We start from the raw sequence: 18,824 nt of genomic DNA, 5'->3' as shown, positions 1-18,824 counted from the left end.
GTGATCGCCCGGTGGGCGCGCTAGTGCCCGCTCAGCCGCTTGGCGAACGACGCTGCGTACGCTGGTGAGCGAAACAGCAGGATCGGATCATCGGTGGGCGCAATACCACTGCTCATCACCAGCGGATCGAAGTTGATCTTTTCGCAGGCGGCGCCTTTCTGTGGCATGGCCGTAGTAATCGTCAGAGTGCCGACCTTGAGCTGTTCGCGGTTCTCCGGCCAGGCCACGGTCGGGTCGGTCTCGGGATCACCGGGAACGCCGAGGGTGACGATCATGTCCCAGCGAACGGGCCCCTGCTGGGTCCGTTCCATTAAGCGTTGTTCAAGGAAGTTCGCCGGCAAGGAGGTGAGTTCCGCGTCGGAAAGGCGCTGCTCACCGTCCTGGGGCACGAAGCGCCAACGCACCAAGGTGGTCTGATCCTTCTGATCAATGAACTTGAAAGTATGGATGCCGAAATAACTGCTGGTGGCGAAACTGGTCGGTGGGTTGTGTTTGGCGAGAAAATCCGCCTGCGCCAGGCTGTCCGGGTGGCTGGCGCGGAAGGCTTTGATCTTTTCCGGGTCGGGCTTGCCGGTTGCCGGGTCAGGCTGCATGGCAATCAACTGATCGAGAAGGGTTTTCGGCTGGGCAGCGCCAAACAACGGCGTGTTGATCATGGTCATGTGCTGCAGGCTGCCGTCGCCCAGCTTGAATTCCAGCGCCATGCCGCGGGGGATTTTTGCCGTATCGGCCACTTTGGGATTGCCGCCGGGCAGTGAGAAGCGGGCGACCACTGGGACGGTTTCACCGGAAAACAGCGCCGAGCGTGAATAGGCGGCCGCAGTGGGCAAGCCGACAAATTCACCGGTCGCGCAGGTGCCCTTGATGTGATTGCGACGCTCTCCTGGGGTGACACCGAAGGTGTTCTCGAAGGCGTTCACCATTTGCTCGGCCGTCACGTCCTGTGCCAAGCATGACGGTGCGATGAGGCCCAGCCCTGTCGAGAGGAATCCTGCCGTCAGTAAAGAGTGAATTTTCATGCCCGAGCCTCTGCAGGCGTCGCCTCGAATGGAGATTACCGTGCAGCATAGTCTGGGTTGTCTCGCAGATACGGGCGCTTTGTCAGTCTGTCAGCGGTCTAGCAGTTTTCCATAAAGATTGGCCATCTGTTCGCCCATTCGGTCAGCGGTGAAAAAATCGCGGTAGCGTTGTGCAGCTCTAACTCCCATTTCAGCGGTCCGCTGAGGATCGTCCCACAAGCTACGCATGGCCTCGCGCAAGGCAATCGGATCGGCCGGAGGCACCACTAATCCGGTCTCTCCGTGCAGGTTGATATAAGAAGTACCGCTGCCAATTTCGCAGGAAATCATCGGTTTGCCGAACATGGCTGCTTCAAGCAGGGATATCCCGAAGGCTTCGGAGCGCAGGTGGGATGGGAAAACCATGGCAGTGCACAGTGTCAGTAGTGTCACTTTGTCTGCTTCGTCAAGCCGGCCTATGAAGTGCAAGTGAGTGAGCCCTAGCCTCTTGGCCTGTGCATGCAGCTCCTGTTCCAAAGGACCGGAACCGACAATCACGATGGGATAATCGGTGCCATGCGCTGCGTCGAGCAGTACATGCAAGCCCTTGTAATAACGCATGACGCCTACAAAGAGGAAGAATCGAGGGCCGAAACGCTCCGCCCAGTGCTGCAGGCGCAGGGCGTCCGGCTCCGGGTATGACGCCCGCTCCAGGCCGTAAGTGATGACGTCGACCTTGTCCCGAAAGCGGGTCAACACCTCGCTGCTTTCGAGGTAATTAGGCGATGCGGCGACTATACGGTTGGCCTTGGCGAGAAAACGCAGCATCAAGGGGCGATACAGGTGCAGCAGCCATTTTTGGCGGACGATGTCCGAGTGGTAAGACACGACATAAGGTTTGTCGATAGACGCAGCGAAGTGCAACATATCCATGAAGGGCCATGGAAAATGGTAATGCACGATATCCGCCTGTGCGGCCAACGCTTTCAAACGGCTCAACGCGCTGAACGAGAATCCTGTGGACGCCAGATGCAGATCAAGCTTGGCCTGATGAACGCGATGACCGCCGACCTTTAGCTCGGACGATCCGGGATTGGCACTGAGCGTCAACACCTCACTGTCAACACCGTGCGGGTGCATGCTCTCGCACAGCTGAAAGATGACTTGCTCGATTCCGCCCATGGTATCTGGGAGGTAGGTTTTGAAAAAATGCAGAACGCGCATCAGGACTCCACAACTTGTCGGTAAACGCTCGCCGTGATTTGCGCGCAGCGCTGCCAGGAAAACGCTTGGGCGCGCAGCAAACCTGCGTCGCGTTGGTGTTGCCAGTACGGCTGATCTTCCATGAGCCGCTGGATAGACTCGGCACAGGCTCGATCATCATGTGCGTCGATATAGGTGCCAGCCTCGCCTGCCACTTCGGGTAACGACGAATTGCGAGTCACAATTACCGGCGTGCCGCTGGTCATGGCCTCGAGCACGGGTAAGCCAAACCCTTCATAGAGCGATGGGAACAGCATCAGTCTTGCTCCCGCCACAAGCTCGGCGACTTGGTTGTCGTCCTGATATCCCAGCAAGCGTACTTGACCTGTTGCCAAGGCTTTCTGCAGAGGTGCTGCCAGTTGTTCGGGACGCCAGCCAGACATGCCGACGATGACCAGCGGGTATTGCTCGCGCGTTACCGGAGGCAAGTGTTCATAGGCACGCAGCGCTACCTGCAGGTTTTTTCGCGGTTCGAGCGTACCCACGCACAACAGGTAGCGGCCGGGTTGCAGGTTCAGGTGTTGTAGGCTCGCTATTAATTGCGATGTTGTGCGAGGGTGAAAACGTGCCGAGCAGCCCAAAGGAGCCACTGTCACGCGTTCGATGGGTACGCCGTAATGACGACAGACCTCATTGCCGATAAAGCGGGAGTCCACAAGGATGTGGCGCGCACGCTTCACACTGTTCGCGGCATGGCGTTCGATTTCCGCCAGACGATCCTTGGGTTGGGTCTCGGGAAAATGCACATGGGTCAGGTCATGCAGGGTCATGACCATGGGGCCGTCAAACTCAAAGGGCCACAGGCTGGGGTCGTGATAGAGCGAGGCGTCGCCAGCGCACCGTGCAAATCGCTGTTGCTCGATGTTACGCCGCAGTTTATAGGCATGGGGTACGCAACGCTTGATCAGGCTGCTCAAGCGTGAATAACCCGGCAGAGCCGCGGCGGGCAATTCAGACTGCCAGCTCCAGCCGTTGAAAAGCTGCAACTCGAGTTCGGGCTCCTCTGCGGACAATGCCTGCACCAGTTCGGCGAGATAGTGACCGATGCCCGTACGTGGCGCCCGCAAGATGTTGGCGTTAAGAGCAATTCGCATTGGGCTGGCTTGATTGTCGTGAATTGTTGCGCAGCCCCATGAGCGTGCCGTCTATCAATTGCTGACTGGCTTCGCGCCAACCGATCCACTGCCAGTCGGACACCTGTCTGTTCGAGGGGAAGACGCCGTTGGATTCGTATTGTATTACCCGTATAGCCAGACTCTGTGGGTCAGCCAAATCGAAATAAGCAATGAAATCACTACCCACTTCGCGAAATACCGGAATATCGCTGGCTATAACCGGCAAACCGCGCTGCATGGCCTCTACCAGAGGCAGGCCGAATCCTTCGACATGGGACGGAAAAACCAGCGCGCGGGCATTTGCATAGGCATATTCAAGGCCCTTGTCATTAATCTGGTTGAACATGAACAGCTGCTTATTCAGCAAGGGGTGTTGCTTGATTCGCGCAATCAACGCATCGCACTTCCAGCCGACCTTGCCGATGATGCACAGGCGCGCGTGGCTGCCCTGGGCCCACAGCAGTTCGAAAGCGTCCAGCAAATAAGCATGGTTCTTGCGCGGCTCAATGGTGCTGACCATCAGGTAGACCGGTGCCGGATCGCGAAACATGCTTAGCAGGTCGGCATCGACACGTTGTCCCTTGCGCAGCAGGTCCAGTTCGGAACCGAGATGGAAATGGCCATGCCAGCGTTTGGCGGCCTCTTCATTTCCCAGGCGACGTTGAATTTCCGCCTCGACCTGCTGGCTGATGGTTTTGGAAATGGCCATGAAGCCATCAGCGGTTTCGGCGATCCAGTCGAACCAACGGTCAAAAACCTTGACCAGACCCGCATCGCAGAACTGCGGATGGGTCAGCGGAATCAGGTCATACACCACTGAAATGATGCCGACGCCTTGGCTTTTGAGTCGCTCAGCCATGGGAAAGAAATCGGCATGCCAGGACGAGTCAAGCAAGATCAACTGGTCACCCGCCTGAGCCTGCAATGGGACCGCACGCTGAGGCGCTGGTGGCGAATTGCGGTTGATTAGAAGGAGGCCACGCAAGGGCAGGGTGATCAGCAGGCTGGCAACTTTGCAGGGCCAGTACAGCAAGCGACGCGCGGTTTCTGAGCTGCGAAAGGGCCAGAGCCGCTCCAGCCGCGAGTGCCACCACCAGTAACGGTTGCGCAGGTGATCCAGTTTCACGATCCAGGCCTGACGCTGGGTGAGACCATGCTCAACTGTTAGGGGGGCCAGGCTCAGGACCTGATAGATCTGGCCGCCATTCATCATCACCGGTATGCATTCCACCTCGGTCTGCTGGTTGCCCAGTTGACCGATGATATTGCGCACCACTCGTTGGATGCCGGAATTGACTTCCGGATGCTCATAGACATAGGTGCATTCAATCAGAAAGCGCATGCAGTTCTCGCCATAAGTCGCTTCATGCAGGCTGTGTCTCGCGCTGTATGCTGATTTCGGCATCCAGCGAAGCGCAGCCGACGAAGTCGGGCTTGTTGATATTGATCATGTGAAACACCAGGGCGAAGTCGCGCCATTCGTAATTGGTGTCCAGATGCGAGTCGAAACGCGACAGAGACAAGGCAATCGAATAATTGCCTTTGCCCAGGTTCGCTGGAAACGCAAAGCGATACACGATGCGCTCGCCTGCGCAGAGGTTTTCCAATTCACGGTGCAGGCGGTGAGTGTTGATGCCGTAAATAGACTGACCCATGCGATCCTTGATCATGAAGCCCAGCACCAGGCGGCTGATCGGTGCGCGAACCTCGACCGTGATCTCAAGCGTTGCGCGGCTGCCCACCTCAAGCACCTCGACCCGCTGCCCCTGCGCATTGAGCAGGGCAATATCAGCAAAGCCGGCCTCGCCAGTCCCGGAAATGGTGCGTACCTTGCCATTATCGAGCCGTTCCTGACGCACCGTGTGCTGCTCCTTTTCAGCAATCATGGCACTGTAGAAATCCATGACTTCTTCGGGTGCGCCTTCCAGGGCCAGCTTCCCATTGGCGAGCAGGATGGCCCGATCACAGAGATTTTGAATCGCCTGGCGATCATGGGAAACGATCAACAGCGTTGTGCCGGCCTTTCGGAACTCGCGGATGCGGTTGAAGCTCTTGTGCTGGAAATAGGCATCGCCGACTGACAACGCTTCGTCGACGATCAGCACGTCGGGGCGCCGTGCAGTCGCCACGCTGAACGCCAGGCGCATCTGCATGCCGCTCGAGTAAGTGCGCACCGGATGGTCCATGTACGGGCCGATTTCAGCAAACGCCTCGATTTCGGGCATCAGGGCGTGCAGTTCTTCCATGTCAAGGCCCAGCAGCTGTCCGGCCATGAAGACGTTCTGGCGCCCGCTGAAGTCGGGATGAAAGCCCATCCCGAGCTCCAGAAGCGCGGCAACCCGGCCCTGAATGTGAATCTGACCGGCGCTGGGCTGGGTTGTGCCGGTGATCATTTTCAGCAGCGTGCTTTTGCCAGCGCCATTGATGCCAATAATCCCCAGCGCCTCGCCGGGATTGACGGTGAAAGAGACGTCCTGCAGCACCCATTTCAGTTGGTGGCGTGGCTTGGTGAAGGGAATCATCCATTCGGCCAGGCGTGACCAGCGGGTGGGGTACTGCTTATAGGCCTTGCCCAGCTGAATAACCTGAATGCTGCCCATCAGAGTTCATCCACCATTTCACCGGAGCGTTTACGGAACAAGCGCATTGCCAGCAGGCAAAGCACTGTTGCGATTACTGCGGACGGCCAGAGCGTCGACCACTCGGGCCAGCGGCCATAGACGAAAATTCCCTGGTAGGCGGCGATCAGCGCGAACATCGGATTAGCTTCGATCACCGGACGTATGCCGTCGGGCAGAATCGATGCCGGATATACGATGGGGGTCAGCCAGAACCAGAATTGCAGAACGATGCCGACAAATTGGCCGACGTCGCGAAAGAACACATTGAGCACACCCAGGATGATGCCCAGGCCGATGGAGAAGGCGATCTGTATGGCCAGCACCGGAATCACCGCCAGCACGGCCCAGCCCGGAAAGTTCTGTGTGACGAGCAGAAAGCCGAGAAACAACGCAAAGATAATGGCGAAGTTCAACCCGGCATTCAGAACCACAATTAACGGCAGGCAGATCCGCGGAAAGCTCAACTTCTTGATGAGGTTGGCGTGTTCCAGGAATACCGACTGGCTTCGACCGATCACCTCGGCGAAAAACCCCCAGGCAAGAATGCCCGCGCACAGGTAGATGCCGTAGGCCAGGCTGTTGTCCACTCCCGGCAGTCGAGCTTTCATCAATTGCGAGAAGATCACCGTGTACACGATGATCATCGACAGCGGATTGAGGATCGTCCAGGCGGCACCCAGCAAGGAATTGCGATAGCGCGTTTGAAACTCGCGCTGCACGCTACCCAGTACAAATCCGCGGTAGCCCCATACCGCGCGCGCTATATCCGGCGCCATTACTGCACCCTGCCGTATTGGTCTTCGAAGCGAACGATGTCATCCTCGCCGAGGTATTCACCGCTTTGTACTTCAATCATGACCAGATCGATCACACCGGGGTTTTCCAGGCGATGTCTGTGTCCTGCGGGGATGAAGGTGGACTCGTTACTATTAACGAAGCGCGGTTCACCGCCATTGATAACCTTGGCCATACCCTGCACCACAATCCAGTGCTCACTGCGATGATGGTGGAGTTGCAGTGACAGCGCGCCGCCAGGCTTGACCACGATGCGTTTGATCTTGAATCGCGCTTCTTCCTCAAGCACGGTGTAGGACCCCCAAGGCCGAGTAACTGTACGATGCAGGCGGTGGGCGGGGTGGTTTTCCAGTTTCAGCCGCTTGGCGACCTGGCGCACGTCCTGCGCCCGGTCAGCGTGGGCCACCAGTACGGCATCGTCGGTTTCAACCACAATCAGATCATCAACCCCGACAGTCGCCACCAACCGGCCCTGAGTCTGCACATAAGTGTTTCGGCTATCGATGAAGATGGCGTTGCCGTGAGCACGATTTAGCTCGCTGTCCGGCTCGACAAGTTGGCGCAGCGCCGTCCAAGAGCCGATATCGCTCCAGTCGAAGGCGGCCGGTACCATGGCGACCCGTGAGGAGCGTTCCATTACCGCATAGTCGATGGAAATGTCCGGCAGACTGGCGAAGCTCGAACCGTGCAGTTCTTGCAGCGCTACCCCCGACGTGTTTTGCAGCGGACTGTGTTCAATACAAATACGCGCCTGCTCTATCAGATCCGGAGCATGGGTATGTAGCTCGCGGATCAGGCTGCCTGCGGTAAAACAGAACATGCCCGAATTCCACAGGAAGCGCCCACTGTTCAGATATTCCTGAGCGGTAGCGCGGTCAGGTTTTTCAACGAATTGGTAAACCTGGCATCCACCCCATTCATCAATCTGCTTTCCGGCCTCGATATAGCCGAAGCCAGTCTCCGGTGCGGTGGGGCGTACGCCATAGGTAACCAGGTAACCCTGCTGAGCCAGGGTTACTGCATGCTCTGTAGCTGTCTTGAAACCGGACAAATCATGGATCAGATGATCTGCAGCCATTACCACCAAGACCACGTCTTCACCATATTCAGCGGCCAAGGCCAAGGCCGCCACTGCAATCGCCGGGGCAGTATTTCGCCCCTGAGGCTCAAGTAAAAAGCGTGCTCTGCGTCCGGCCAATTCGGCCTCTGCAAAGTGGTCTTTACTTTCAAAGTAGTGTTCGCGGTTGGTGACCGTGACGATCTCGCCGCCATCGGCGATCAGCCCGGCGGCGCGCAGGTAGGTCTTTAGCAGCAAGGACTGGCCATCCGGCAAGCGCATGAATGGCTTCGGATGGTCTTCTCGGGAGACAGGCCATAGGCGTGTACCGGCTCCGCCGGAGAGGATAACGGGGATGATCATGTGTCCTTACTCCCGGTCAACGCGGCGTAGATCGGCTTCCATCATCATTTGAATCAAAGTAGCCAGGCTGGTCTTCGGCTTCCAGCCCAGCTCATGTTCAGCCTTGGCGGGATTACCCAGCAGCACGTCAACCTCGGCTGGACGGAAGAATTGCGGATCAATAACGACATGATCCTCATAGTTCAAGCCAACATGCTCGAAGGCCAGTTTGCACATATCCCGTACGGTGGTGGTCACGCCGGTGGCTATTACATAATCATCGGCCTTTTCTTGTTGAAGCATCAGCCACATGGCTTCGACGTAATCACCCGCAAAACCCCAGTCGCGTTTGGCATCGATATTGCCCAGCCGTAACTCTTTTTGCTTGCCGAGCTTGATACGGGCTGCCGCGTCGGTCACTTTGCGCGTCACGAACTCGATTCCGCGCAGCGGCGACTCATGGTTAAAGAGGATGCCGCTGGAGGCATGCAGGTGAAAGCTTTCGCGGTAATTGACCGTGATCCAATGGCCATACAGTTTGGCCACACCATAGGGGCTGCGCGGATAGAACGGCGTGTTTTCATCCTGGCGTTCGGCCTGGATAAGACCAAACATTTCACTGGTCGAGGCTTGGTAAAAGCGCGTTTCCGGCGCGAACTGGCGAATGGCTTCGAGCAAGTGGGTTACGCCCAGCCCGTCCACGATACCGGTCGTCACAGGCTGATCCCACGAGCTGCCCACAAAGCTTTGCGCACCAAGGTTGTAGACTTCTTGCGGCCTGGATTTGATTACGGCGCGTTGGATGGAGCATGCGTCCGCGAGGTCGCCTTCGTGATAACGCACCTCGCCCTCAATGCCCAACTCACGCAAACGCCAGCGGGTATCACTGCTGCGCCGGGCTACCAATCCATGTACTTCATACCCCTTATCAAGTAACAGCTTAGCCAGGTAGGCGCCATCTTGGCCGGTCACGCCGGTAATCAAAGCAACGTTAGGCATTTTTATTTTCCTTGCTTCCTGTTTCATAACACCCATATTTTTCCATGTTAAATTTGGGTGTATTTTTATTTTTATATATCTTATTTTCCGCTTTGGTTATGCAGTTCTACTCATTTTCGAAAATATTTAAAAGTTGCACTTTTTCGTCTCAGTAGCGGCCAGGCGGTGGGCAGTTAGACTAAACAATCGGTTTTCATGGTTCTCTGGATTTCCAGTCGGAAAGCACCCTTTGCAACGTCTCAGTGATTGAAACGCTAGGCTTCCAGCCAGTCTCGTGTTGTATTTTTTGGGAGCAGCCTGCGACGCGGCGCTGCTCGGCCCGGCGCATGCGCGCACTGCTTTGTACCAACTCAATCTCCACATCTGACAGGGAGGCCATTTGTAGGATCAAATCTCGCACCCGTTGTTCGACACCCGAGCAGACGTTGTAAATCTCACCAGTACGGCCGTGATCCAATAAGCTGAGATAGGCTTGAAGTACATCGCTCACATCGAGGAAGTCCCGGGTGACATCAATATCGCCAACTTGCAGTTGAGGAGGTTGAACTCCCTTGCTGACGCGTATTAGTTGTCGGGCCATATCAGCAACCACAAAGGCTTCCCGTTGGCCTGCGCCGATATGATTGAAGGGACGAGCCACCATGATGCGCCAAGGTTCCGTATATCCCCATTGAAGGCACAACAGCTCGGCAGAAACTTTGCTGACCGCGTAGGGGTTTCGAGGTTGCGGCAGTCGGCTCTCTCGAATGGGCAACTCGCTTTCGGGTACCTGGCCGTAGACATCACCGGAACTGACGTAGAGGAAAGTTCCGGTAAAGCCGCGCCGCTTGAGGGCCTGCAGCAGGTTTAAAGTGCCCAGAAGATTGACATGAAGTGTATGCGTCGGGTCCAGAACAGACTGGGGCACGAACGTTTGCCCAGCGAGGTGGATTACGGCATCGGGAATGGCAATAGCAGCCAATGCAGTATCTATGCTGGCTGGGCTTAAGAGGTCAAGTCCGCGCGGTACGGCTTGAAGTTCCCAGTCCATGAGTCCCTTGGCAGCAGCCAGCTCACTCAAGTGCTGGCCAACAAAGCCTGTGCTGCCGGTGACGAAAAGCTTCCGGCTCATGTTCGGGATGCCCGTGTTGGATTAGCAGCCGGCGTAGAACCACGGGCCGATGGTTCTGCTTGTACCAAACCACGTGCAATTGCTGCGCCTTTGTTGCGCAAGGGCATTTCAACCCAGCGGTAATTTAGTTCACTAAGCAACAGGATGAGCCCAGCTGAGATGAGGATAAAGGGATAGAAGCAGTGATCACTCAACACCGTTTGCTCTGGATAGAGGCGGTACCAGAGTTCGCGGGTGAAGAAGAAGGCGGGTATATGAATCAAGTAAACCGCATAGGAACGTGTTCCAAGCCAAATCATCACTTGTTTAAAGAAGCCGGGGGCGCATAAGAAGTTTTTGTCATAGGAGGCGAGCCACACAAGAAGCGCAGATAGGAGAGCAATCAACCCGACGGGAATGGACACAATGTGCAATTGATTAGAGGCCAACGCTGCCATGCAGAGGAACGAACCTGCCATCAGAATGCATCCTGCCCGGTGCCCGCTGAGGATTTTCGGTTTTATTAAGAGATAAGAAGAATGCTGCGTCCATAGCGCCAGCAGAATGCCCAAGGCTAACGCATCCGTTCTGAAGCTCATTAGCATCACGGAGCGCACCGAGAAAATTTGGATCAATACCAATGCCAGCAGTAGATAAGGTAAAAGGCGGCGACTGAGTAAAATTAATAATGGGAATAACAGATAAAATTGTTCTTCCAGTGAAAGGCTCCAGTAAACAAAGCTGGTGCCATACTCACTTTGCATAAATGTCTCAGCAAAGCGAATGTTAGCTACTTGCAATACTCCGGCTATGCTCGCCTCGAAGTTAGTGCGGAAAGTGCCGAACACGCCTGATTGATTGAAAGCCAAGGACGCTATTAAAATAATGGCCAGCCATAACCAGGCAGAAGGTAGTATGCGCCAGGCGCGCCGCACCCAGAATGCAAGTGTTATGTTCAACGTGTGGGTAGTGCCATAGCTCTGTTGCAGGCGAGGTACCAGGTCGCGGGCGATGACAAAGCCAGAGATAGCGAAAAAAAGATCAACACCGAACCAGCCGCCAAAATAAGAATAAAAGCGTGTGAGCCCTGGAGTGCTCCACGTGAACAAGTTATCAGCGGCATGATGGATCACAACGAAAAGCACGGCGAAGCCACGCAGCAGTTCAATATCATCAATACGTTTTTTCATTTGTCTGCCCGCTTAGGATCACGGCTTGCGTGCAATAATCGCCTGACTTTTAGGCATGGCCTCATCCAGCGCCTTCTTGATACGCGGACCGTCAGGCGTGGAAAGCAATAAATTCCAAGTAGCCGTCCATGACTCAAGCAATGGATGCCAGGGGGGCGACAGGTCTTGTTTGCAGGCCCAGAAGAAGAACCACCAGATCGACCAGTAGAATCCGTAATCAGCTCGTCGCTCGATAATCAGACCGGCCTCTTCGACTAGGCGGGTAAATTCCTCCCGCTGAAAAACACGAATATGGTTCGGATGTTCGAAATAGGCGGCCGGCGCCAGCTTCTTCTGTACGCTCTCGCCAAGCGGGTCCGGGACGGTGATCAGGAATTGGGCTCCCGGTTTGGCCACACGTACCAATTCGCGCATGAATTGCGCCGGATCGGCCACATGTTCCAGTACTTCCATGGCGATTACTTTATTGACCCGGTCATTGGGCAGCGGAATTGGGTTAGCATCTGTAACCAGCGGTTGTATAGCCCGCGCAGGGGAGCCCTTGAGTAAGGATTCAACGGCGGCAACCTTGCCAGCATCAATGTCAGCGAAAATCACTTCTGCGCCGCGCTCTGCACAAAATGATGCAAACGGGCCATCACCACAGCCGATGTCCAGTACCGAATCCTCGGCGTTGATTGGAAACCCTTCAAATAACTCACCAGTCTCTCGGCGAAACCAGCCACTTAGACAGGCATCGGTCAAGGTTGGGTCGTTAAGCGAGTTATCAGGTTCCTGAACCACTGGAGCTGGAACCAAGAGGGTAGAGGAGGCCTCTTTCGCCGAGATCAGTCGTTTCAATCGTTGCAGCATCCTACCTTCCTTCGAAAAGAGTTCAGCGTCTGTGTGGGTAAGCAGTGCTCAATTAGGCTTCCGAGCAAGAATAACCTGGCTTTTGGGCAATAATTGATCAAGGGCCTGCTTCATTGGTGCTGCTTCTGGGATTTTAATTATTTGATGCCAGAGTTTTGCCCAGTCATTAAGCAGTGCTGGATAAGGAGCCTTAATCAGATCGTGAGTAGCTCCTATGTGGAGCTGCTTGGAAGCTTTTTGCGTGGTCCAGTACAGGAACATCCACATAGTCCAATAAAACCCATAACTACTTTTGCTCTCGATAACAAGGCCTGCGTCCGTGATTAAGCTTTCAAATTCATCAGTCTCGAATATGTTTATATGGTTAGGTGCTTCAAAATGGCTTTGGGGGCCAATTTCTTTCTGTATTTTCTCTCCCGTTGGGTGGGGGACGGTGAGTAAGTAAAGCGCTCCTGGCTGGCCTACGCGTACAAGCTCGCGCAGGATTTCTGCTGGTTGTTCTACATGCTCCAGGACTTCTTGAGCCATGATCCGCGAAGCAAGGTTATCGGGCAGTGGAAGCGGCAGGCTGTTGGAAACATAACCTTCAACTTTCCTTGCAATTGTTTGTCGCGCGGAGGAATTGACCATTGCGATCTTTTCTGCATCGCTATCGACAAAAATTACATGTGCGCCTCGGCGTGCGCAGAACAATGTTGCACCCCCCGCGCCACAACCGACATCCAGAACGACATCGGTGGGGTGGATTGCAAACCCTTTGTATAGTTCGTTGCTGTCGTTAAGAAACCAGCCACTCTGCACGGCGTCCAACAATCCGCAATCTTGAGAATCCACATAATCTGCCTGAATTTCTGCATGGTGGATTTCGGCGTGAATTTTCGAGGTCTTTTGTGATCGACGGAAATACTTGCCTAATTTATGAAAAATATGCTTATGCAAGTTCATGATGCTTGGCTCGCCGTGCGAAGTAACGGTTCCAGTTTGGCTACGGCAGCAGCACGGGAGCAATGTACTTGCATCGCGGAAATAGCCTGTTCCGACATATATTTATAACGTTCTGGATGCTCTTTGAACGTTAGATAGGCCTCTGCGTAAGCTTGAGTTAGAGCCTCCCAGCTAACGTGATGGCGCCGTGTTCTGCAGGCCAGGCGCGGGTCGTGCGGCCAGGCCGAAGCATCCCGCCAACTATCTACCACAAAAGCCACGTCTTCATTGATGTAATCCGTCATGCCTGAATGCCTGGGTGCTATTGCAGGTTTTCCGCATGAAAGAAACTCCATGAGTGGCAAGCACTGACCCTCGCCATATGATGCATTGACGACGAAGGAGGTCGCGTGTACCAGCGACTTGTAGTCGTCATCTCCCAAGTATCCCTGGATCAACAGAACCCGGCAGTTAAACTCTGGTAGCTGCGCCATGCACTTGAGCATGGCTGTTATTGCTGAGTGATATTCACGGTGCGTTAGTTTGAATATCAGCGTCGCGTCCGCTTTTTCACGTAAGGCTGTGCAGAACGCTGTTAGCAGGTCCTGCCAATTTTTTCGGCCGTCATATGGATTGAATACTGTAGTGAAAACCACCCCTTCCAATTTTATCGAATGGTCGGAGGGGGACAGTGGGTTGCTTTTGTTGAGTTCTATCGACTCGCTTACGGTGGGAGCAGGTACGGTTGATAGGTTTGGGGGCAGCGTTAGCTTGCGTCGATTCACGCTCCGGAACAGTCGTGCCAGCACACGCGACAAAGCGTTTGGCAGCGAATTACGCAGCACCAGTCGATACCATTCAATTCCATAACGTAGGGTGATGCGTAGCCAGGTTGAGAGGTCCGGGCGCCTGGCGAGGGGCGGAGTTAGGCTCTGGGCAGTGGTCAATTGTTCGGTAGGCTCAATTGCTTCGACGGATTGCCCAAACTTTCCATATGTATTGGCGTGGACTTTATCGGGATCTGCATATAGATAATCAAAAAGATCAATCTTGAGGCTGTCTAGCATTACTCCTTCGAATTGAACGGTATGCGTTGGGCTGGGAAGCCTATGTGCTGCGCTACGGATTTCATTGAAGCGGTCCCAAACTGGCGCTGGTATTGATATGGCAGGATATTGAGGCCCCAGTAGGTCATGTACGGTCGCTACGGTGAATTCAGAGTGAGTAATGGCGTGCCCCAATTGGCGCAACATGTATCCCCAATCTTGACTCGGATCATTCAGCCAGGGTTCGTTGGGGATACTGTCAAATTCCCAGGCGAACACTGGGATGGTTGGGCAGAGAAAATGAATCGGTGTTTTATGGGGTGGCGCAAAGACGAGAAAAACGCAAGACTCCCCTTTCGCTTGGTACTGTGCATAAAGAGCATCGACTTCCTGCTCAGGATTTTTGACGATTACAACTTCGCCTAGCTCATTTAATGCCGGCAGGAACTCTTTGAGCACAAAGTAATAACTGTATTCCGGCAAACCCAGGTTTGTTTTAATCGTCTCGGCAGTCGTTTCGGAATACACGAGTATTTTCATGCCTGGCGCTCCCTGCTTCCGAAATCATCCAGCCCGTTCAGATTATTTGCCAGAAATTTGTCCAGTTTTTTGCTCACGCGCTCCACTGAACAAAATTCCTTCAACTCAGTTCGAGCGTCCGAAGACATTTGCCTGTACCGTTCAGGCTCTTCGGTCGCGATGATGTAGCTACGCTGGTAGGCCATCACCAGTGAGTCCCAGCTTTGTCGATAGCGCCGAGTACGAAGCCGATTGGCTGGATCGTGCAGAAAACTAGCAGGCTCAATGGAGCATTTGACCAATACGGCTAATTTTTCAGTTATATAGTCGAGCATTGCTGTGTGCAAAGGGCTGATTGCCGGTCTGCCACTGCATAAATACTCAACTAATGGCAGGCATAATCCTTCGCATGCCGATGAGTTGACGTAAAAGGTACTGGCCTTGATAAGATCTTTATACTCCGCATCAGTCAAGTATCCATGTACGATCACAACCCTGCATTTGAACGGGGCAAGCCGCGAGAGATGAGTCATAACCTGCGTGCGATAGCTTTCAATGTCAGCGTGTACCATCTTGACGATAAGCGTCGCATTTACTTCATTCTTGAAGGCCCAGCAGAACGCACTAATCAGATCTATCCAGTTTTTTCGTCCGTCTTCTGGATTAAGCACGCTGGTGTAAACCACTCCTGATAGCTTGAGTAGCTTGGGCGTAGACAGAAGTTTGTCGGAGGCTGCGATAGTCTCGATGGGCACTGCTTTTGGATCGGTACGCGGAGTGACAACGGGTTCTGCTATCGACTGAGGTAAGAAGGGAAGAATTGCTTCGCTCCACCAGCCTTTGGCTAGTGCGCGGGTGGTTGCCCAGCGCAAAGCCCATCCAGTCAAGGGAGGGGTAATCGATGGTAAGGGGTTGCGGACCGGTTCATTCGGTTGTGCCAAACCATCAGCGGACAAACCAAGCAGGGGGCTGTCAAGAGTTTGGCCGTTGAATGACAACCGCCGCACATTCAGCTGAGGTAGTAGTCCAGAGTCGGAGCCAAGTGCATGGCGATCCCATAAAGGAGCGGGTAGCGCAATGACAGGATACGACGCTCCCATCGCTTTAGTAACTGCGTTGGCTGCTTCCTGGCTAAGTGCTATGGCGCCTGCAATCCGAGCGAACACATAACGCCAATCGTGTCGAGGATCATCATCCCAGGCTTCATCCGGGATGCTGTCGAATTCCCAAGCGAATACGCAAAAAGTGGGGCAGCGAAGCCCTAGGGAAGTCTGATGAGGTGGGCCAAAACTGAGATAAACGACTTTTTCGCCTTGCTCGATATATTGAGCATACAGGCTGTCGATTTGAATGGGGTCATCGACAACAATGACTGTGCCTGCCCGCTCCAGCGCAGGCAAGAAATCCTTCATCAAGAAGAAATAGCTGTACTCGGGCTTGCCCAGCGATGCCTGGATATTGGCGCTGCGAATTTTTGAGCTTATTAGAATTATCATTTTTATGGCTATCTACGGCTGGATAAACACGCCGCAATGGAGCAACGTGGCTTATCAAATATTATTTTAAGCAGCCAAGCTTTATGCTGATTTAAGGGGCTCCGTGGCGGCACGATTACGGCTGCGTTGAACGCCCTGAGTTATCAGTCGAGCGATATAGCACCAGTATTTCGCTCGGGTTGCAAGCGCTCGCTGGGGTTCTATCGGGTGACCGTGTGGTCAGTTTGTGATTTACGTTACCGCGGTCTCGTTTCGGCTCTAAAACGGGCCTTTCAGGCCTGGCAGCAAGGGCTGCAGAGTTCTCCTGAGGCGCTGAGAGCTACCGATGGATGGCCTGGTTTCTGTATGGGGGCAACTATTGCAGCGGCCTTCGGTTTGAAGCCATGCCACTTTCTAATTGCTGAGGCCTTGAGCACAGGTATGGCGGGCGGAGCCTGTAGGACATTCGTGCATCTTCTATGCTGAAAGAATGCACAGAAGCAGTGAATAACCGCAGTCATAGCCAGGCGGGGATTGCTGGATCTTAGGCAAACCTCGCACTCATCCTGACCACCCATTCGAGGTTTGCCGGATGACCCGTTACGCTTCACTGGAAATACCCATTCCCGACCGGGTCGCCGCTGGGCAGGCGTTGGTAGGGTTGTTGGACGGCCACCGAGAACGATCCGACGCCATTGTGCTGGCCTTGCCACGAGGCGGTGTCCCGGTTGCCTATGAAATTGCCATGGCGCTGAATGTGCGCCTGGATCTGATGCTGGTGCGCAAGCTGGGTGTGCCGGGACATGCTGAACTGGCCATGGGGGCGATTGCCAGCGGTGGGGTGCGGGTGCTGAACCGCGACGTGATCCGTGCGCTCCGAATAGGTGATGAAGCGGTGGAAGCCGTGGCCGATCAAGAGGCCCATGAGCTGTTGCGCCGCGACCAGGCCTATCGAGCCGGCCGGCCAGTACCCGCCTTGCATGACCAGTGGGTGGTGTTAGTGGATGATGGTATCGCCACCGGGGCGACCATGCGGGCGGCGGTCCAGGCTGTGCGTCAACAGGGCGCTGCGCACATCGTCGTTGCGGCGCCCGTGGCGCCCCCCGAGACGCTGGCGCAGCTGCGGATCGAGGCCGATGAAGTGGTCTGTCCGTTGGCTCCCGACGACCTGATCGCCATCGGTCGCTGGTACCGGGACTTCACCCAGGTACCGGATCAACACGTTATCGAGCTTCTGCAGCGTGCCTGGCAGCGCGAGTGCGAACAAACCGCAGGAGGTAAGTCGGATGCGAGCTTGTGAAGCAATGCCCTTGTTCCTGACGCTGAGCGATGCCGGGCTGGCGGCAGATCTGTTGCAGCCGGAGATGGCCCAAGGGTTGGTGGTCTTTGTGCATGGCAGCGGCAGCAGCCGGCGCAGTCCGCGCAACCAGCAAGTGGCACATTATTTGAGCGAGAGAGGGCTGGCGACGCTGTTGTTCGACCTGCTCACCGAGCAGGAACAGCGCATCGACAATGTCACTTACGAAATGCGTTTCGACATCCCGTTGCTGTCGCGGCGCATCATCAGCGTGATCGACTGGCTGGGTTACGACCACGAATTATCTGGCCTGCACCTGGGACTGTTTGGCGCCAGCACGGGGGCGGCCGCGGCGCTGGTGGCCGCAGCGGAGCGGCCGGATGCGATTCGTGCGGTGGTTTCCCGGGGTGGGCGTACCGATTTGGCAGAGGAGTCGCTGGGCCGGGTTGCTGCGCCCACCCTGCAGATTGTCGGTGGCGAAGACCATGAGGTGCTGCGCCTGAACCGCGAAGTCAGCCAGCGTCTGCATGGGGAGCAGCAGGTGCAGATCGTGCCCGGTGCGAGTCATCTGTTCGAAGAACCTGGCACGCTGAATGAAGTGGCGCGGCTGGCCGGTGATTGGTTTACGCGGTTCCTCAATTCTCCTGCTGAGCGGTAACAGGTCAGCTCAGTGCGTGGCACCGTGGCGCCAGACTTCGATGCGCAATTGGTCTTCATAAGGCGGCACGTGACATTCCACGACATCGTCAGCCGCGACCTGCAAATGCACGCCGACGATGTCGGCTCGCACGGGCTGGCGGCACGCGTGCCGGTCGACCAGCACCGCTGTGCGCACCTCGGTAGCGCCCAGATGGGCCAGGTAGGCGCAGGTGCGCAGCAGCGAGTGGCCTTCATAGAGCACATCGTCGACCACCAGCAAGGGCGTATTGGCCAGATCCAGTGCGGCCAGTTGCGGGTTTTCAGCCAACAGCGTGTGTGGATGCAGCAGGCTGAGATCGTCAGCGTAGCGCTTCACTTTAAGCGGGTAGAGCGGCCATTCGGGTTGCCCGGTCAACTGTGCCAGATGCTGTAGAAGCAGGCGGGCCAGCGGCTCGCCGCGGCGCAGGATGCCGACCAGCGCAGCCGGCCGGTCGCCAAGCAGAATCGCCGCGTGGTGCGCCATGCGCCGTAGTACATCATCGACTTCCTTGGCGTCGTACAGGCAAAACCGTTGAACAGGGTTGGGCATGGGGCTTCTCCAT

At 55.4% G+C, this 18,824-nt stretch carries 17 protein-coding genes; 2 read left to right on the top strand and 15 right to left on the bottom strand.

Annotation, left to right across the window (positions count from 1 at the left end; genetic code table 11):
* Nucleotides 1-20: 20 nt before the first annotated feature.
* The 14 genes from H9642_RS09455 to H9642_RS09390 all read right to left on the bottom strand — a co-directional run bounded on the left by H9642_RS09455 (nt 21) and on the right by H9642_RS09390 (nt 16,307).
* Complete coding sequence (locus H9642_RS09455; protein WP_251836194.1) at nt 21-1,019, bottom strand: catalase family peroxidase; 999 nt, start codon at nt 1,017-1,019, stop codon at nt 21-23.
* 90 nt (nt 1,020-1,109) lie between these two features.
* Complete coding sequence (locus tag H9642_RS09450; RefSeq protein WP_251836193.1) at nt 1,110-2,222, bottom strand: glycosyltransferase family 4 protein; 1,113 nt, start codon at nt 2,220-2,222, stop codon at nt 1,110-1,112.
* A complete protein-coding gene (locus H9642_RS09445) occupies nt 2,222-3,355 on the bottom strand; it encodes a glycosyltransferase family 4 protein (RefSeq protein ID WP_251836192.1) in 1,134 nt (377 codons plus the stop codon). Before H9642_RS09445 ends, H9642_RS09450 begins: the two co-directional genes overlap by 1 nt.
* Nucleotides 3,339-4,718 (bottom strand): glycosyltransferase family 4 protein, encoded by a 1,380-nt coding sequence (locus H9642_RS09440; RefSeq protein ID WP_251836191.1) that lies wholly within the window; start codon nt 4,716-4,718, stop codon nt 3,339-3,341. Before H9642_RS09440 ends, H9642_RS09445 begins: the two co-directional genes overlap by 17 nt.
* A 22-nt stretch (nt 4,719-4,740) precedes the next feature.
* A complete protein-coding gene (locus H9642_RS09435) occupies nt 4,741-5,976 on the bottom strand; it encodes an ABC transporter ATP-binding protein (protein WP_251836190.1) in 1,236 nt (411 codons plus the stop codon).
* A complete protein-coding gene (locus H9642_RS09430; RefSeq protein WP_251836189.1) occupies nt 5,976-6,773 on the bottom strand; it encodes an ABC transporter permease in 798 nt (265 codons plus the stop codon). The genes H9642_RS09435 and H9642_RS09430 overlap by 1 nt, the downstream gene beginning before the upstream one ends.
* Nucleotides 6,773-8,212: a mannose-1-phosphate guanylyltransferase/mannose-6-phosphate isomerase gene (locus H9642_RS09425; RefSeq protein WP_251836188.1), complete on the bottom strand. Its 1,440-nt coding sequence runs from the start codon at nt 8,210-8,212 to the stop codon at nt 6,773-6,775. Before H9642_RS09425 ends, H9642_RS09430 begins: the two co-directional genes overlap by 1 nt.
* Nucleotides 8,213-8,218: 6 nt before the next feature.
* Nucleotides 8,219-9,190, bottom strand: coding sequence for a GDP-mannose 4,6-dehydratase (gene gmd, locus H9642_RS09420; protein ID WP_251836425.1), 972 nt, complete (start codon nt 9,188-9,190; stop codon nt 8,219-8,221).
* A gap of 193 nt (nt 9,191-9,383) precedes the next feature.
* Nucleotides 9,384-10,301 (bottom strand): GDP-mannose 4,6-dehydratase, encoded by a 918-nt coding sequence (locus H9642_RS09415; RefSeq protein ID WP_251836187.1) that lies wholly within the window; start codon nt 10,299-10,301, stop codon nt 9,384-9,386.
* Nucleotides 10,298-11,470 carry an acyltransferase family protein gene (locus H9642_RS09410; protein WP_251836186.1) on the bottom strand — a complete coding sequence of 391 codons (1,173 nt, stop codon included), beginning with the start codon at nt 11,468-11,470 and terminating at the stop codon, nt 10,298-10,300. Before H9642_RS09410 ends, H9642_RS09415 begins: the two co-directional genes overlap by 4 nt.
* Before the next feature lie 18 nt (nt 11,471-11,488).
* Nucleotides 11,489-12,322: a class I SAM-dependent methyltransferase gene (locus tag H9642_RS09405; protein ID WP_251836185.1), complete on the bottom strand. Its 834-nt coding sequence runs from the start codon at nt 12,320-12,322 to the stop codon at nt 11,489-11,491.
* Nucleotides 12,323-12,370: 48 nt separating this feature from the next.
* Nucleotides 12,371-13,267, bottom strand: coding sequence for a class I SAM-dependent methyltransferase (locus tag H9642_RS09400; RefSeq protein ID WP_251836184.1), 897 nt, complete (start codon nt 13,265-13,267; stop codon nt 12,371-12,373).
* Nucleotides 13,264-14,832, bottom strand: coding sequence for a glycosyltransferase (locus tag H9642_RS09395; protein ID WP_251836183.1), 1,569 nt, complete (start codon nt 14,830-14,832; stop codon nt 13,264-13,266). Before H9642_RS09395 ends, H9642_RS09400 begins: the two co-directional genes overlap by 4 nt.
* Nucleotides 14,829-16,307 (bottom strand): glycosyltransferase family protein, encoded by a 1,479-nt coding sequence (locus H9642_RS09390; RefSeq protein ID WP_251836182.1) that lies wholly within the window; start codon nt 16,305-16,307, stop codon nt 14,829-14,831. Before H9642_RS09390 ends, H9642_RS09395 begins: the two co-directional genes overlap by 4 nt.
* A 571-nt stretch (nt 16,308-16,878) precedes the next feature.
* Here H9642_RS09390 and H9642_RS09385 point away from each other — a divergent pair.
* The gene (locus tag H9642_RS09385) at nt 16,879-17,586 is read left to right on the top strand and encodes a phosphoribosyltransferase (RefSeq protein WP_251836181.1); all 708 of its coding nucleotides are present in this window, start codon (nt 16,879-16,881) and stop codon (nt 17,584-17,586) included.
* Nucleotides 17,573-18,241: a dienelactone hydrolase family protein gene (locus H9642_RS09380; RefSeq protein WP_251836180.1), complete on the top strand. Its 669-nt coding sequence runs from the start codon at nt 17,573-17,575 to the stop codon at nt 18,239-18,241. Before H9642_RS09385 ends, H9642_RS09380 begins: the two co-directional genes overlap by 14 nt.
* A 9-nt stretch (nt 18,242-18,250) precedes the next feature.
* Here the strand turns inward: H9642_RS09380 and H9642_RS09375 are convergent, their stop codons facing one another.
* Nucleotides 18,251-18,811, bottom strand: coding sequence for a phosphoribosyltransferase family protein (locus H9642_RS09375; RefSeq protein WP_251836179.1), 561 nt, complete (start codon nt 18,809-18,811; stop codon nt 18,251-18,253).
* Nucleotides 18,812-18,824 lie beyond the last annotated feature (13 nt).

It is taken from the genome of Serpens gallinarum (assembly GCF_014836765.1).
GTDB classification, from domain to species: domain Bacteria; phylum Pseudomonadota; class Gammaproteobacteria; order Pseudomonadales; family Pseudomonadaceae; genus Serpens; species Serpens gallinarum.
Note: the sequence above shows the minus strand (reverse complement) of the source record. Positions and strands in the feature narration are given on the sequence as shown.